The sequence below is a fragment of the Halobacterium sp. DL1 genome (assembly GCA_000230955.3).
GTDB lineage: Archaea > Halobacteriota > Halobacteria > Halobacteriales > Halobacteriaceae > Halobacterium.
In genome coordinates, this window is sequence record CP007060.1 from 1,627,399 (window position 1) to 1,641,830 (window position 14,432).

General features: G+C 68.1%; 14 protein-coding genes. 10 read left to right on the plus strand and 4 right to left on the minus strand.

From position 1 onward, the window contains the following. Positions 1 to 17: 17 nt before the first annotated feature. On the minus strand, positions 18 to 413 hold the full coding sequence (locus HALDL1_10140; GenBank protein AHG03922.1) for an acyl dehydratase: 396 nt from the start codon (positions 411 to 413) through the stop codon (positions 18 to 20). Between the two features lie 88 nt (positions 414 to 501). Here HALDL1_10140 and HALDL1_10145 point away from each other — a divergent pair, with 88 nt between their 5' ends. From HALDL1_10145 to HALDL1_10185, 9 genes are all read left to right on the plus strand, one after another. Next, entirely contained in the window at positions 502 to 1,299 is a 798-nt protein-coding gene (locus tag HALDL1_10145) for a 3-oxoadipate enol-lactone hydrolase (GenBank protein ID AHG03923.1), read from the plus strand. After that, complete coding sequence (locus HALDL1_10150) at positions 1,292 to 2,851, plus strand: long-chain fatty acid--CoA ligase (protein AHG03924.1); 1,560 nt, start codon at positions 1,292 to 1,294, stop codon at positions 2,849 to 2,851. The genes HALDL1_10145 and HALDL1_10150 overlap by 8 nt, the downstream gene beginning before the upstream one ends. 52 nt (positions 2,852 to 2,903) lie before the next feature. Beyond that, positions 2,904 to 3,599, plus strand: coding sequence for a DNA-binding protein (locus HALDL1_10155; protein AHG03925.1), 696 nt, complete (start codon positions 2,904 to 2,906; stop codon positions 3,597 to 3,599). A gap of 66 nt (positions 3,600 to 3,665) precedes the next feature. Then, positions 3,666 to 5,024, plus strand: coding sequence for a branched-chain amino acid ABC transporter substrate-binding protein (locus tag HALDL1_10160; protein AHG03926.1), 1,359 nt, complete (start codon positions 3,666 to 3,668; stop codon positions 5,022 to 5,024). Then, the gene (locus HALDL1_10165; GenBank protein ID AHG03927.1) at positions 5,025 to 5,795 is read left to right on the plus strand and encodes a branched-chain amino acid ABC transporter ATP-binding protein; all 771 of its coding nucleotides are present in this window, start codon (positions 5,025 to 5,027) and stop codon (positions 5,793 to 5,795) included. It begins immediately after the preceding gene. Next, on the plus strand, positions 5,792 to 6,487 hold the full coding sequence (locus tag HALDL1_10170) for a branched-chain amino acid ABC transporter ATP-binding protein (protein AHG03928.1): 696 nt from the start codon (positions 5,792 to 5,794) through the stop codon (positions 6,485 to 6,487). The genes HALDL1_10165 and HALDL1_10170 overlap by 4 nt, the downstream gene beginning before the upstream one ends. Further along, positions 6,484 to 7,461 carry a branched-chain amino acid ABC transporter permease gene (locus HALDL1_10175; protein ID AHG03929.1) on the plus strand — a complete coding sequence of 326 codons (978 nt, stop codon included), beginning with the start codon at positions 6,484 to 6,486 and terminating at the stop codon, positions 7,459 to 7,461. Before HALDL1_10170 ends, HALDL1_10175 begins: the two co-directional genes overlap by 4 nt. Positions 7,462 to 7,549: 88 nt before the next feature. Next, positions 7,550 to 8,737, plus strand: a complete 1,188-nt coding sequence (locus HALDL1_10180) for a branched-chain amino acid ABC transporter permease (GenBank protein AHG03930.1) — start codon at positions 7,550 to 7,552, stop codon at positions 8,735 to 8,737. Then, on the plus strand, positions 8,734 to 9,747 hold the full coding sequence (locus HALDL1_10185; protein AHG03931.1) for a hypothetical protein: 1,014 nt from the start codon (positions 8,734 to 8,736) through the stop codon (positions 9,745 to 9,747). Before HALDL1_10180 ends, HALDL1_10185 begins: the two co-directional genes overlap by 4 nt. A gap of 12 nt (positions 9,748 to 9,759) precedes the next feature. Here the strand turns inward: HALDL1_10185 and HALDL1_10190 are convergent, their stop codons facing one another. Then, positions 9,760 to 10,095, minus strand: a complete 336-nt coding sequence (locus tag HALDL1_10190; GenBank protein ID AHG03932.1) for a hypothetical protein — start codon at positions 10,093 to 10,095, stop codon at positions 9,760 to 9,762. Between the two features lie 434 nt (positions 10,096 to 10,529). Here HALDL1_10190 and HALDL1_10195 point away from each other — a divergent pair, with 434 nt between their 5' ends. Continuing rightward, positions 10,530 to 11,414: a hypothetical protein gene (locus HALDL1_10195; protein AHG03933.1), complete on the plus strand. Its 885-nt coding sequence runs from the start codon at positions 10,530 to 10,532 to the stop codon at positions 11,412 to 11,414. A gap of 25 nt (positions 11,415 to 11,439) precedes the next feature. Here the strand turns inward: HALDL1_10195 and HALDL1_10200 are convergent, their stop codons facing one another. Together HALDL1_10200 and HALDL1_10205 are read right to left on the minus strand one after the other, a co-directional pair. Further along, the gene (locus tag HALDL1_10200; GenBank protein AHG03934.1) at positions 11,440 to 13,020 is read right to left on the minus strand and encodes a thiamine pyrophosphate-binding protein; all 1,581 of its coding nucleotides are present in this window, start codon (positions 13,018 to 13,020) and stop codon (positions 11,440 to 11,442) included. Beyond that, complete coding sequence (locus HALDL1_10205) at positions 13,021 to 14,382, minus strand: succinate-semialdehyde dehdyrogenase (protein ID AHG03935.1); 1,362 nt, start codon at positions 14,380 to 14,382, stop codon at positions 13,021 to 13,023. It lies immediately after the preceding gene. Positions 14,383 to 14,432 lie beyond the last annotated feature (50 nt).

A 14,432-nucleotide genomic window follows, 5' to 3' on the forward strand; every position in this document is an offset into this window, starting at 1 on the left:
GGTCGTGTTCCGGTCGACTACGATTCGTGGGGGACGGAGAGGACCACTGCCTCGCCGGAGATGACCGTCTCGTCCGTCTCGGCGGTGGTGTCGACGCGCAGTCGGTCGCCGCCGAGTTCCTCGAGGACTTCCACGCGCGCGGTGACGATATCTCCGGGATAGACGGGGTTCTCGAACTGGAGGTCCTGGGAGAGGTAGACGATGTCGCCCGGGAGGTCCGCGAGCGCGGCGCTGACGGGGCCGGCGGAGAGCATCCCGTGGGCGATGCGGCCGCCGAACATCGTCTCGCTGGCGTAGTCGTCGTCGGCGTGGATGGGGTTGTCGTCGCCGGAGAGGTCGGCGTACGTTTCGATGGTCTCCTCGGTCACGGTGATGGAGGCGTCGGCGGTGTCGCCGACGGACGCGACTGGCATACCCGGAACTCCCTGCCCGCTCGCCGAAAACCCCGTGGTTAACATGTGAAACACGGGGTTGAAGGCGGGGGTCGTGTATCAGTCACCTATGGAGACGGTTTCTCGTGACGGCGTCACGCTGGCCTACGAGCGGGCGGGGCCGGCGGACGCGGAGACGGTCGTCCTCGTTGAGGGACTGGGGTACGGCCGCTGGATGTGGCACTGGCAGCGAGACGCCCTCGAAGACGAGTACGACGTGATCATCCCCGACAACCGGGGGACGGGGGACTCCGACGCCCCGGAGGGACCGTACAGCATCGCGGAGATGGCGGCGGACCTAGACGCGGTGCTCGCGGACGCAGGGGTCGAGGCGGCGCACGTCGTCGGCGCGAGCATGGGAGGGATGATAGCCCAGCAGTACGCGCTGGACTTCGACCGCGCCGAGTCGCTGACGCTGCTCTGTACGTCGCCGGGTGGTGAGCTGGCCGAACCCACGCCCTCGGAGACCCAGCAGCGGATGTTCGACGTTCCGGAGGACCTCGACGAGCGCGAGGAGATCCAGTACAAGATGGAACCGGCGGCTACCGAGCGACTGCTTGGAGACGAGGACCTCGTGGAGCAGATAGTCGACTGGCGCCTCGAGTCCGACGCGCCCCAGCACGCCCGGGAAGCCCAGGGCGCCGCCGTCGCGGCGTTCGACGCCAGCGACCGCCTCGGAGAAATCGACGTTCCGGTGCTCGTGATGCACGGCACCGCCGACCGCGTTCTCCCCGTGGCGAACTCGCGGCTCATCCACGAACGGCTGCCGGACAGTGACCTCGAACTCGTCGAGGGCGGCCCGCACCTGTTCTTCGTCGAGGACGCGGCGCGCGTGAACGAGACGCTCCTGGCATTCCTCGATGACTGAAACGGGCGACTGGGTGGGCGACTGGAGCGCCCGCCGCGCGACGCTCTCCCCGGACGCTGACGCGCTCACGGACGCGACCACGGGCGAGACGTGGACGTACGCCGACCTCGACGCTCGCGCCAATCGGACCGCGCGACTGCTCGACGAGTTCGGCGTCGCCGACGGCGAACGAGTCGCAGTCGTCTCCCGGAACCGTCCCGAACTGGTCGACCTCCTGTTCGCCTGCGGGAAGACGGGTGGCGTCCTCGCGCCGCTGTCCCACAGGCTGGCACCGCCGGAGCTCGCGGAACTGCTCGACTCGGTGACGCCCGGACTCGTGGTCGTCGAGGAACCGTTCGACGAGGACGTCGCCGACGCGCTCCCCGACGACGTGGACGTACTCTCGCTGCCGACCGATGGCGACCACGCGTGGTCGGCGTTCGGTGAGGCGCTCCCGGCGGACGACTCGCCGGTGGAGACGGCCGACCTCTCGACGGACGACCCGTTCATGTTCCTCCACACCGGCGGTTCGACGGGCACGCCGAAGGAGACGGTGCTCACGCACGGGTCGGTGACGTGGAACGCGACGAACACGGTGACTGCGTGGGGTCTGCGTCCGGGGGACGCGACGCCGATGGTGTTCCCGATGTTCCACACCGGCGGCTGGCACGTGCTCACGCTACCGCTATTCCACGTCGGCGGACACGTCGTCGTCGCCCGTGACTTCGACCCCGGCGAGGTGCTGGGCTACGTCAAGTCCTACGACGCGAGCGTGCTGGTCGCCGTTCCTGCGGTCCTGCGGATGATGACCGAACACGACGACTGGGCCGACACCGACCTGTCGTCGCTGCGGTTCGCGAAGAGCGGTGGCGGGCCGTGCCGGCAGGCGGTCATGGAGACGTGGTGGGACCGCGGCGTCGACCTCTCCCAGGGGTACGGCCTCACGGAGTGCGGCCCGAACAACTTCTCGATGCCCGACGCCTGGCCACGGGAGAAGGCCGACAGCGTCGGCGTCCCGGCGATGCACGTCGACGCCCGTATCGTCGACGACGAGCGCGACCTCGTCGAGCAGGGTGAGGTCGGCGAACTCGAACTCCGCGGCCCGCACGCCGCCGCGGGCTACTGGCACGCGCCCGAGGAGAGCGCCGAGACGTTCGACGTGCCCGCCGTCGACGACCCGACGACTGTCTCGGAGCGAAGCGGCTGGGTGTCGACAGGGGACCTCGCCTGCCGGGACGCGGACGGCTACTACTACATCGAGGGCCGCAAGAAGAACATGTTCGTCAGCGGCGGGGAGAACGTCTATCCGCCGGAGGTCGAGGACGCACTCGCGGACCACCCAGCCGTCGACGAGGTAGTCGTCATCGGCGTCCCCGACGAGACGTGGGGGACGGTCGGGAAGGCCGTCGTGCAGGGCGACGAGTCGCTCACGCTCGACGACATCGACGCGTTCCTGGAGGGTCGCCTCGCGCGCTTCAAACACCCACACCACCTGGCGTTCGTCGACGAGATGCCCACCAGCGGCCCCTCGAAGATAGACCGCGAGGCTGTCACCGATGAGTTCGGCGACTGAACAGAGAAAACGTTTTCAACGTGCTATGCTACACTCCGGTTAGCAGCGAACAATGATTAACGTTAGCATGGAGATGGAGCAGTACGACTGCCCGTTCGTCCATGCGAGCGATCGCCACGAGGTCGCGTTCTCCTCGGTCCACTGCGACACCGGCCCGGACCGCACGGAGGTCCGGATGGTCGCCGAGGCCACGGACCGCGACGCACTCGAATCCGGGCTCTCTGCCGTGCGGAACAACGAGGGCGTCCGTGACTACGAACTGTTCTCGAAGGTGGACAACGTCGCGAAGTTCCGGACCGTCGTCGGTCCGACGGCCGCGATGGGCGTCGTCCACGACCACGACGGCTACATCACGGGACCGTTCTACGCAGAGGCGGGCACCGAGACGTGGCACGTCGGCTTCGACGAACCAGACCGTGCGGACGGCGCGCTCGCGGCGCTCGAGCGCAGCCACGAGTTCGACGTGGTGGGCCGCGACGACACGGACGAGGCGGAACTCCACCAGCTCGTGCAGAACGCGGGCGCGGCGATGACGCTCATCGAGGGCTGCCGGGACCTTTCTGACGTCGAACGCCAGACGCTGGAGGCCGCCGTCACGGACGGCTACTACGAGAATCCGCGGGACGCCACGCTCGGTACGCTAGCGGACCGCTTCGACGTCTCGAAGCCCGCGGTGTCGAAGAACCTCCGGCGCGGCGAACAGAAGATGATCCAGCGCGTCATCGAGGCCATCGAGAACATCGAGTGAACGTCGCCCCGCTGTTCACATGTTAACCCGGCCGTATTTGCAGGAAGCGTAACAGAGTAGGTGAGTATGACGGGGATTGGCACGTCACGTCGAACCGTACTGAAGACACTCGGCGCAACCGGCGCCGCCGGAATCGCAGGCCTCGCGGGCTGTTCGGGGCTCGGAGGGTCGGAGAACCCAGATACAATGAAAATAGGTGTGATGCAGCCGCTGTCGGGGAACATCGCGTACTACGGACAACAGGCGCTGTGGGGCTTCCTCTCGGGGCTCGCCTACAAGGGCGACACCGACCCCATCGCGGACCCGTCGACGGGGAACCACGAAGTGGACGTCGGGGGGACGACCTACGAACTCGTCGTCCGCGACTCGAAGTTCTCCGCTGACGAGGCGCAGTCCATCGCGAACAACCTCGTCACTGACGAGGAGGTTGACATGCTGTTCGGGTGTGCGTCCTCCACGGCCGCACGCCGCGTCGTGAACAACGTCCTGAGCGCCACCGACATCCCGTACATGGCGGGGCCGGCGGCGTCCGCCGACCTCACGGCCAGCAGCGAGACGTGTAGCAACCAGCTGTTCCGCGCGAGCGAGAACACGGCGATGGACGCCCGGAGCGGCGGGAAGTACGTCGCCGAGGAGTCCGACGTCAACAGCGTCTACCTGTTCGGCGCGGACTACTCGTTCGGCCGCGCGGTCGTGAACAACTACAAGCGAGTTCTGCAGGACGCGGGCGTCGAGATCGTCGGCGAGCGCTACGTCCAGCGCGGCCACTCCGAGTGGGAGGGTCTGCTCCAGCAGGCCGAGGAGGCGGGCGCCGAGGGCGTCGTCGGCGGCTTCACCGTCGCGACGCTCCCTGCGATGTTCTCCCAGTTCCTGCAGGGGGACTACTCCTACCGGCTGTTCGGCGGGTTCGCGACTCGCATCTCCAACGCCGTGCTCGGCCAGACGCTCCAGGGCGTCGTCGGCAAACCGCTCACGCAGGAGAAACTCGACGGCGTCAAGGCCGGCCCGTTCACGACGCGTTACCACTGGAACCAGTACGACAACGACATCAACAGCGACTTCGTGGAGATGTACTCGAACGCCTACGGGACCGTGCCGGACCTGTTCAGTTCCGGGACGTTCACCGCGGCGTCCGCCATCGTCCAGGCCGTCAACGAGGAGAGTTCGACGGCAGCCGAGGATATCCAGGCCGGCCTGACGGGGATGACGGTGACGGACACGCCGAAAGGCGAGGGCGGCTACACGTTCCAGGAGTACAACAACCAGGCCCGCTCCGAGATGACCATCGCGGACGTGGTGCCGACCAGCGACGAGTGGGCGGACAGCTGGAACGCCGCCATCATGCCGAGCGAGCCGCTCTCGCGGGTCTCCGGCGAGGAAGCGACGATTCCGAAAGACGGCGACCAGATGACCTGCTCGCTGTAGATGCTGCGCACGCGGGGATTGACCCGTCGATTCGGCGGCCTGGTCGCGGTCGACCACGTCGACTTCGAACTCGGCGAGAACGAACTGTGTTCGCTCATCGGCCCGAACGGCGCCGGGAAGACGACGTTCTTCAACCTGTTGACGGGCGTACTCGCCCCCAGCGACGGCACCGTCGAACTCCGTAGCGGGGACGGCTGGCGGGACGTGACCGCCGCCGGCCCGGCCGAGACGGCCCGGATGGGCATCCACCGGTCGTACCAGATCACGAATATCTTCCCGACGAACACCGTCCTGGAGAATGTCCGCGTCGCCGCGCAGGCCGACGCCGACACGGGTCGGCGGTTCTACCGCAACGTCAACGCCTTCGACGACCACGTCGAGGAGGCCTACGACATCCTCGACCGCGTCGACCTCGCCGAGGAAGCGGACACCGTCGCGGAGAACCTCAGCCACGGTGCAGCCCGCCAGTTAGAGGTCGGCGTCGCGCTCGCGGGCGACCCGGACGTGCTCCTCCTGGACGAACCGAACGCGGGCGTCTCCAGCGAGAGCGTCGACCGCATCGTCGACCTCATCGAGGACGTCGCCCGCGACCACGCCGTGCTGCTGGTCGAACACAACATGGACATAGTGATGAACGTCAGCGACAGGGTCGTCGTCCTCGACCGTGGGTCCGTCATCGCCAACGACCCGCCCGAGGACGTCCGCAACGACGAGGAGGTCCGCCAGGCGTACCTCGGCGGCTACGAACGAGAAGCGGAGGGGCGGCCATGAGCTTACTAGAAGTCGAGGGCGTCCACACGTACTACGGCGAGAGCCACGTCCTCGAAGGCGTCTCCCTCGACGTCGAGCGCGGCGAGGTGGTCGCACTCGTCGGCCGGAACGGCGTCGGGAAGACGACGACGCTCCGGTCGATACTCCAGTTGACGCCACCCCGCGAGGGCGACGTCCGCTACGACGGTGAGAGCCTCGTCGGACTCGACACCCACGAGGTGGCAGACCGCGGCGTCGGGTGGATTCCCGAGGACCGCCGCGTGTTCGCCCACCTCACCGTCGCGGAGAACGTCCGCCTGTCGGTTCCCCAGGGCAGCGACGAGGAGGCGGGCCTCGAAACCGCCTTCGAGGCGTTCCCGGACCTCCGCGACAAGCGGAACCGGGACGCCGGAACGCTCTCCGGCGGACAACAGCAGATGCTCTCCATCGCACGCGGCCTCGTCGGCGAGAACGACCTGCTGCTCGTCGACGAACCCAGCGAGGGACTCGCGCCGCTCATCGTGCAGAACGTCGCCGACGCGCTACGCGAAGTGGCCGAGGACACCACGCTGTTGCTGGTCGAACAGAACCTCCCGCTGGCCCTCGACCTGGCGGACCGCTTCTACGTCGTCGACCACGGGACGGTCGTCGACGAGGGGACCACGGAGGGCGTCACGACCGACGACGAGCGCTTCCGGAGGTTGTCGGCATGATCGGCGCTATCGCCGCCTTCCCGGACCCGGCAACCCTCTTCGAGGTGTTCGTCTCCGGGCTGGCGAAGGCGTCGCTGTACGCGATGATGGCGCTCGGTCTCACCCTCATCTTCGGTCTACTCGGCGTGCTGAACTTCGCACACGGGTCGCTGACGATGCTCGGCGCTTACATCGCCGGCCTCGTGATGGTGACGTTCACCGGCAGCGCACCCGCAATCGCGCTGTTCGTCGTCGCCGCCGTCGTCGCGGGCGTGCTGGTCGGCGGCGTCGGCGCCGCGATGGAGGTCGGACTGATACGGCGACTGTACGACCGGCCGCCCATCTACCAGATTCTCCTGACGTTCGGCGTCACGCTCGTCATCGACGAACTCGCGCGCATCGTCGTGCTGTTCTACGGCATCCAGCCGAACGCGGACTGGCGCACCGCAACCCAGACGAAACCGACGTCGATGGGCGGGTCGATGGACCTGCTCGGCGCCTCCATCGGCAACCTGGAACTGTTCCAGATAGCGTGGGGCGTGGCCACTGTCGTCGCCGTGTGGGCGTTCCTCAACCGGACGCGCTACGGCCTCGTCGTGCGCGCGGGCAGCGAGGACGACGAGATGGCGGCCGCCCTCGGCATCGACGTCCGACGGGTGTTCACTGTCGTGTTCGCGCTCGGCGCCGCCCTCGCCGGGTTCGCCGGCGCGCTACTGATGTGGGACTCCGTCTGGGGCGCAAGCGTGCCGCTCGCCTCCGAGACACTGCTCCCGGCGTTCGTCGTCGTCATCGTCGGCGGCCTCGGGTCGTTCCGGGGGTCCGTCCTCGCAGCGCTGCTCGTCGGCATGGTCGACGCGGTGATGACCCACGTCTTCAACCTGGGCATCATCAGGTTCTCCGGCCTCTCCGAACTCACCATCTTCCTCATCCTCGTGGGCGTGCTCGTCGTGCGCCCGCAGGGCATCTCCGGGTTAGCGGAGGTGGGGGGCCATTAGCACCGAGACGGTCGGGAGCGGGGACGCGACCGACACGGAGACGACCTGGGTCCGCCAGTACGCCCGCGACCACGTCGCCCACCTGCTGGTGGTTGCGTTCTTCGGCGTCTACCCGCTGATATACTCGTTCTTCGGTGGTGTGGCCGAGTTCGAGGCGTTCCTCCCGAAGACGGAGACGATGATTGCGGTGTTCTACTTCGGCCTGTTCGCGATGAGTTTCGACTTCATCAGCGGCTACACGGGCTACCTGTCGTTCGGTCACGCCGCGTTCTACGGCACCGGCGGCTACTTCGTCGTGCTCGTCGCCAGTGGCAAGATTCCGTTGCTGCCCGCGCAGACCCCGTTCATGGTGAGTCTGCTGCTCGCCGGCGTGCTCGCCGCGCTGCTCGCCGTCGTCATGGGGTCGGTGTCGTTCCGGCTCTCCGGCGTCTACTTCGCGATGATCACGCTCGGATTCGCGCAGGTGCTGTACGTGCTGATGCGGGACTGGGACTACCTCGGGTCGAACCCCCGTGACGGCGTCTCCGTCAGCAACCAGCTACACCCTCAGGGCTTCGAAATCGGGGTACCGGGCGTCGACGCGCTCAACTTCGCCATCGGGCCACTCCGGGGGGACGAACTGGAGTTCCTCTTCCTCGACCTGGGGGCGACGGAGGTGTCCTACTACATGGTCGGGCTGGTCGTGCTGGTCAGCTACCTCGCGATGCAGCGGATGGTCCACTCGCCGTTCGGGCGCGTGCTCGTCGCCATCCGCGAGAACGAGGAACGCGCCCGCGCGGTCGGCTACGACACGTTCCGGTACAAACTCGCGGCGTTCGCCGCCAGCGGCTTCTTCGCCGGCATCGCGGGCGGCCTGTTCGCGGGCTACCGGCGGTCGGTCACGCCCGAGAACTCGCTGTACTTCCTCGTCAGCGGGGACGCGCTGCTGGCGTCCATCATCGGTGGGTTCGGCACGCTCGCCGGCCCGCTGTACGGTCGGCTGTTCGACCGCTCCATCCGCGAGTTCCTCTCGAAGACCGGCGGCGGTGGTGGCCTGCTGCCGTTGCTCCGGGACCACGTCCCGTCTGGCGTCCTCGACACCCCAGTCGTCAACGGAATGACCGTCGGCCAGGGCATCGAGACGTTCCTCAACGGACACGCCGCGCTCTACCTCGGCGTCGTCTTCGTCGTGTTCGTGCTGTTCGTCCCCGGCGGCCTGCTCGGGGCGGTCCGCGACCGCCTGGGCGGCACCGTCGCGAAACGCCTTCCCGACTACCTCGCCAACTTCCGACGATGACAGTCTCCCTGACCGGCTACGGCGTCTACACGCCCGAGGAAGTCCTCACCGGCGAGGAGATCGCCGCCGAGAGCGGCATTCCCGAGGACGTCGTCGTCGAGAAGATGGGCATCCGCGAGAAGCACGTCTGTCCGCCCGACGACGACCACGTCACGGACATGTGCCTGAAGGCCGCAGATGACGCGCTCGCCGATGCTGACATCGACCCCGCGGACATCGACCTGGTGCTGTATCACGGCAGCGAGTTCAAGGACTACGTCGTCTGGAGCGCTGCCGCGAACGTCGCCGAGCGACTCGGCGCGGAGAACGCCTACGCGACCGAGAGCTACACGCTCTGTGCGGGCGCGCCGCTGGCGCTCCGCCAGACGCGCGCCCAGATCCAGACCGGTGACGTGGACACCGCACTCCTGGTCGCCGCGAGTCGCGAGGAGGACCTCGTGGACTACGGCGACGAGGACGCGTCGTTCATGTTCAACTTCGGGAGCGGCGCTTCCGCGTTCGTCCTCGAGGGCGACGCCGGCGACCGCGCGCGAGCGGTCGTCCACGAGAGTGCCGCAGTCACGGACGGCAGTTTCTCCGAGGACGTAATCATGCCCGCGGGTGGGTCGAAACACCCGCCGACCCACGATACGGTCGACGCCGGGATGCACACGCTCACTGTCGCGTCCGACGACATGAAAGAGCGCATCGCGCCCGTCAGCGGCCCGAACTTCCTCTCGGTCGCCGACGACGCCCTGGAGAAGTCCGGGCTGACCCGAGAGGACGTCGACTTCGTCGCGCTCACCCACATGAAGCGGTCGTTCCACAACTGGCTGACCGACGAACTCGCTGTCGACACAGATGGCCACCACTACCTCGATGGCTACGGCCACGTCCAGAGCGTCGACCAGGCGCTCGCGCTCGACGAGGGACTGGAGGGCAGAAGCGTCGAAGCGGGCGACACGGTACTCTTCCTCGCGGCCGGCACTGGCTACACCTGGGCGGCGACAGTGCTGGAGTGGCGCGGCTGAATCGGCTCCCGGTCAACCCACCTCCGGTACGGGTGGGTCGAAGTCGGCGTCGTCGCGCCGGACGTTCTCGACGGCCTCGACGCCGAAGCCATCGGCGAGCGCGCTGCGGCCCGCCGCCTCAGCGTTCGGCGCGTCCTCGACGTCGAGGGTGACCGCCACCGTCGCGTCGACCTGGAGGTCGTTGAGCCGTGGGCGGAGGTTCGTCACGTCGACGCTCTCGACGCTCCTGACGGCAGCGATTCGTTCGACGACGCCCTCGGCGCCGCTGTCGAGGTCGCCGCTGTCGTTGCGCGGTACGTGCATCGTGACGTCCGCGACGACGCGGACCGCCTGGCAGGTCGTTGCCATAGACTCCCACCGAGAGTCGAACTCGGACGGCTCCACGGGCGTGCCCGTCGGGAGCGGACACAGCCCGCGCTCACCAGTTGTCCCAGGAGAAAGACGCGCAGGTGCCGTCACTGAATGGCGACGGCGTCCGCGTCCTCCCCGGGGATAGGCCACCGCGTTACGCGGCGAGGGTGGACGCGGACTGCGCGTTCGGGTGATATCCGGCGACCACGAATCCCACGAGAGAGCGCTCGAAGCAGCCGCTGACGCGAGCGGCGGCCCCTGCGTGGATTGTGGTCGTCATCGGTGTGTCACCCGGTGTCGGACTCGGTCGGACCGAGCCTCGATTCGATTGGTACGTCCACGCCCCGTACAATAAGTTTTGTTCCGGTGTGCGGGACGCTACCACTACCGTCGGCCATGGAGTTATCCCCGGCCGCTGGATACTGTCGGTCGTGCTCCGCCAGCGCCTCCCGTCGGTCGGCCGCGACACCGTCGGTGTGCTCCTCATCCTCGTCTCGGCGGCCGGATTCGGCACGCTCGGCATCTTCGGCGTCTACGCCCAGCGCGCCGGGCTCTCCATCCCGACCGTGCTCCTCTACCGGTTCGTGGTGGCGACCCTCGTCGTCTGGGCACTGCTCGCGTGGACTGGGCGGCTAACGCTGCTCCGGGGACGCGCGCTCGGGGTCGGCCTCGGCCTCGGCGTCTTCGGCTACGCGGCACAGAGCGGGCTCTACTTCCTCGGCCTGGAGTTCATGACCCCTGGGATGGTCGCCATCGTGCTCTACACCTACCCCGCGTTCGTCGTCGTGCTCGCGGTGCTGGCCATCGGCGAACGAGTGGGTCGGCGGACCCTCCTCGCGCTGGCGCTCTCGCTCGGCGGCGTGGCGCTCGCCATCGGCGCGAACCCGGCCGGGGCGTCGGTGATCGGCATCCTCATCGTGCTCGGTGCAGCCATCGCCTACGCCGCCTACATCACGCTCTCCCGGCGGATGCTCGACATCACACACCCGCTGGTGCTGACCGCCCACGTGCTCCCAGGGGCGAGCGTCACGTTCCTGACAATCGGCCTCGCGACGGGGTCGCTGACGGTGCCATCGGCGTCTCCCGCGTGGGGAATCCTCGTCGGCCTCGGGACGGTGGCGACGGCCGTTCCGGTGTTCGCGTTCTTCGCGGGACTCGAACGAATCGGCGCCAGCAGTAGTGGCATCGTCAGCACCGTTGAACCGCCGATAACGGTGGCGCTCGGGGCGTTGCTGTTCGACGACCCGGTCACCGTCGTCACGGTGGTCGGCGGCGCGCTCATCCTCTCCGCCGTCGTCATCCTCCACAGACGCTGAGAGGGAGGCACGGACGGTCGCCGCGCTACCGCACGGGAATCTCGACGAGCGACATCCCGTCGCCGACGGTCTCGCCCAGCACGTCCCGAAGTTCGTCGGCCGACTCGGGGCGGTAGCCGTCGATGCCGAAGCTCTCGGCGAAGGTCACGAGGTCGGGCGTCGTCAGTTTCGTGCCGAACGACTCCCCCGTGTGTTCCTCCTGCTTCTCGGAGATGAGGCCGTAGTCGTCGTCGACGAAGACGACGATGGTGTAGCCACAGCCCACGCGGGTGGCGGTCTCTATCTCGGCGGCGTTCATCAGGAAGCCGCCGTCACCGGTCGCCGCGACCACGTTCGTGTCGACCGCGAGGTCGGCCGCGAGCGCGCCCGGAACGGCGATACCCATCGACGCCAATCCGTTCGAGACGATGCAGGTGTTGGGTTCGTAGGTCGGGAAGTTCTGGGAGATGGCCATCTTGTGGCTGCCGACGTCCGACACGAGCACGTCGTCGTCGGCCATCGCGTCCCGGAGCACTGGTAGCACGCCCTCGACGGTAAACGGGGCCTCGGGGTCGGGCTCGCGGGAGACGTCCGAGACGATCTGGTCTCGGAGGTCCGCGTACCAGTCGGCGTCGAACACCACGCTCGCGGACCCGCACCACTCGGTCATGTCGCGGAGCGTCCGGCCGATGTCGGCGACCACCTCGACGTCCGGGGTGTAGGCCTCGTACACCTCCGCGGGCTCGCTGTCGACGTGGACGACGGCGGCGTCGCCGATGCCCCACTCCGCCGGGTCGTGTTCGGCGATGTCGTAGCCCACGGTGACGACGAGGTCGGCCGACTCGATGGCGCTCTTGGCCTCGCCGCGGGCGCCGGAGTCGAGTGTCATCAGGGAGTGTTCGTCGGCGTCCGACACCGCTCCCTTCCCCATGTAGGTGGAGACGACCGGGAGGTCCGTGGCCTCGACCAGGTCGCGGAGTTCGGCGGCTGCGCCCGTGCGGACGGCGCCGTTGCCCGCGACAAGCAGCGGTCGGTCGGCCTCCCGGAATAAGTCACGCACTCGCTCCAGGGAGGCTGCGTCCGGCGCCCCGACGCCGACGCGGTTCCGGACCGGGAGCGGACGCACGTCTGTCTCCTCGGCGGCCACGTCCTCGGGGAGTTCGAGGTGGGTCGCGCCCGGTTTCTCGTACTGCGCGACCTTGAACGCCTTCCGGACCGACTCGTGGACGATGTCCGGGTCGTTGAGCTGCGCGTTCCACTTCGTGACGGGCGCGAAGAGGTCGACGACGTCGAGGGCCTGGTGGCTCTCCTTGTGGAGCCGTTCGAGGCCGCCCTGGGCCGTGATGGCGACCAACGGGCTCTTGTCGAGGTGGGCGTCTGCGACGCCGGTGAGCAGGTTCGTCGCGCCCGGCCCGAGCGTTGAGAGACAGACGCCCGCGTCGCCTGTGAGTCGGCCGTGGACGTCGGCCATGAACGCCGCGCCCTGTTCGTGGCGCACCGGAACGAAGGCCACCTCGGAGTCCCGCAGGGAGAAGAGTAGGTCCTCCATCTCCTCACCCGGGAGGCCGAAGACGTGGTCGACGCCCTCGCGCTCGAGACACTCGACGAGGAGGTCGGAAGCCCGCATCTACTCCACCCACACCGTCTTCCGGTTGACGAACTCCTTGATACCGGCCTCGGCGAGTTCGCGCCCGTAGCCCGACTCCTTGACGCCACCGAAGGGCACGCGGGGGTCGGATTTGACGAGCTGGTTGACGTAGACGCAGCCGGCTTCGATGCGCTTGGCGGCGCGCTCACCTCGCTCTCGGTCCTCCGTCCAGACGCTCGCGCCGAGACCGAACTCCGTGTCGTTGGCCTTCTCGACGGCAGCGTGCTCGTCCTCGACCGACCACACCGCGGCGACGGGGCCGAACGTCTCCTCGCTGTCCGCGGGGCAGCCCTCCGGGACGTCCGTCAGGATGGTCGGCGGGTAGAACGAGCCCTCGCGGTCCATCGGCTCGCCACCGGTGACGACGTTCGCCCCGGCTTCGATGCTCTCCTGGACCTGTTCGTCGAGTTCCTCGAGGAGGTCCGGGCGTGCCTGCGGGCCGACGTCCGTCTCCTCGTCGGTCGGGTCGCCGACGGTCAGCGACTCGACCTCGTCGACGAACCGGTCGAGGAACTCGTCGTAGACGTCCTCGTGGACGATGAAGCGCTTGGCCGCGATGCAGGACTGCCCGCCGTTCTGGTTGCGCGCCCACGCGCCGGTCTCCGCGGCTGCCTCGACGTCAGCGTCGTCGAGGACGACGAACGGGTCGCTCCCGCCGAGTTCCAGCACCGTCTTCTTGAGATTCTCGCCGGCCGTCGAGGCGACCGCCTGCCCCGCCGGGCCGCTGCCGGTGACCGTCGCCGCGCGGCAGCGGTCGTCCTCGAGGATATCGGCGACGAGGTCCGAGGGAATGAGCAGCGACTGGAAGACGTCCTCGGGGTAGCCGGCCTCTCGGAACACCTCCTCGATGGCGACAGCACACCCCGGGACGTTCGAGGCGTGCTTCAGCAGGCCGACGTTGCCGGCAGTCAGATAGGGGGCGGCGAACCGGAACACCTGCCAGAACGGGAAGTTCCACGGCATCACCGCGAGCACGGGGCCCAGCGGTTCGTGCACGGTTTTCACGTTCGACCCTGCTGGACTCGGGTGGCCGTCTTCGCCGAGGTAGGCGCTCGCGTTCTCGGCGTAGTGGTCGCAGCCCCACGCGCATTTCTCGACCTCCGAGACGCCCTGTTCGATGGGTTTCCCCATCTCGCGGGTCATCGTCTCGGCGTACTCCCGCTTGTTCTCGCGGAGGACGTCGGCCGCGTTCGCTAGCAGCTCCTCGCGCTCGCGCATCGGCCGCTCCCGCCACTCGTCGAACGCCACTATCGCGCGGTCCAGTGCGTCGTCGACGTCGCTCTCGGTGTGGTCGTCGTACGTCTCGACCTGCTCACCGGTGGCTGGGTTGATCACCTGCATACGTGTGCTAACGCGCCGCACGTGTTTCAACCCTCAGTCGGGTGGTCGCC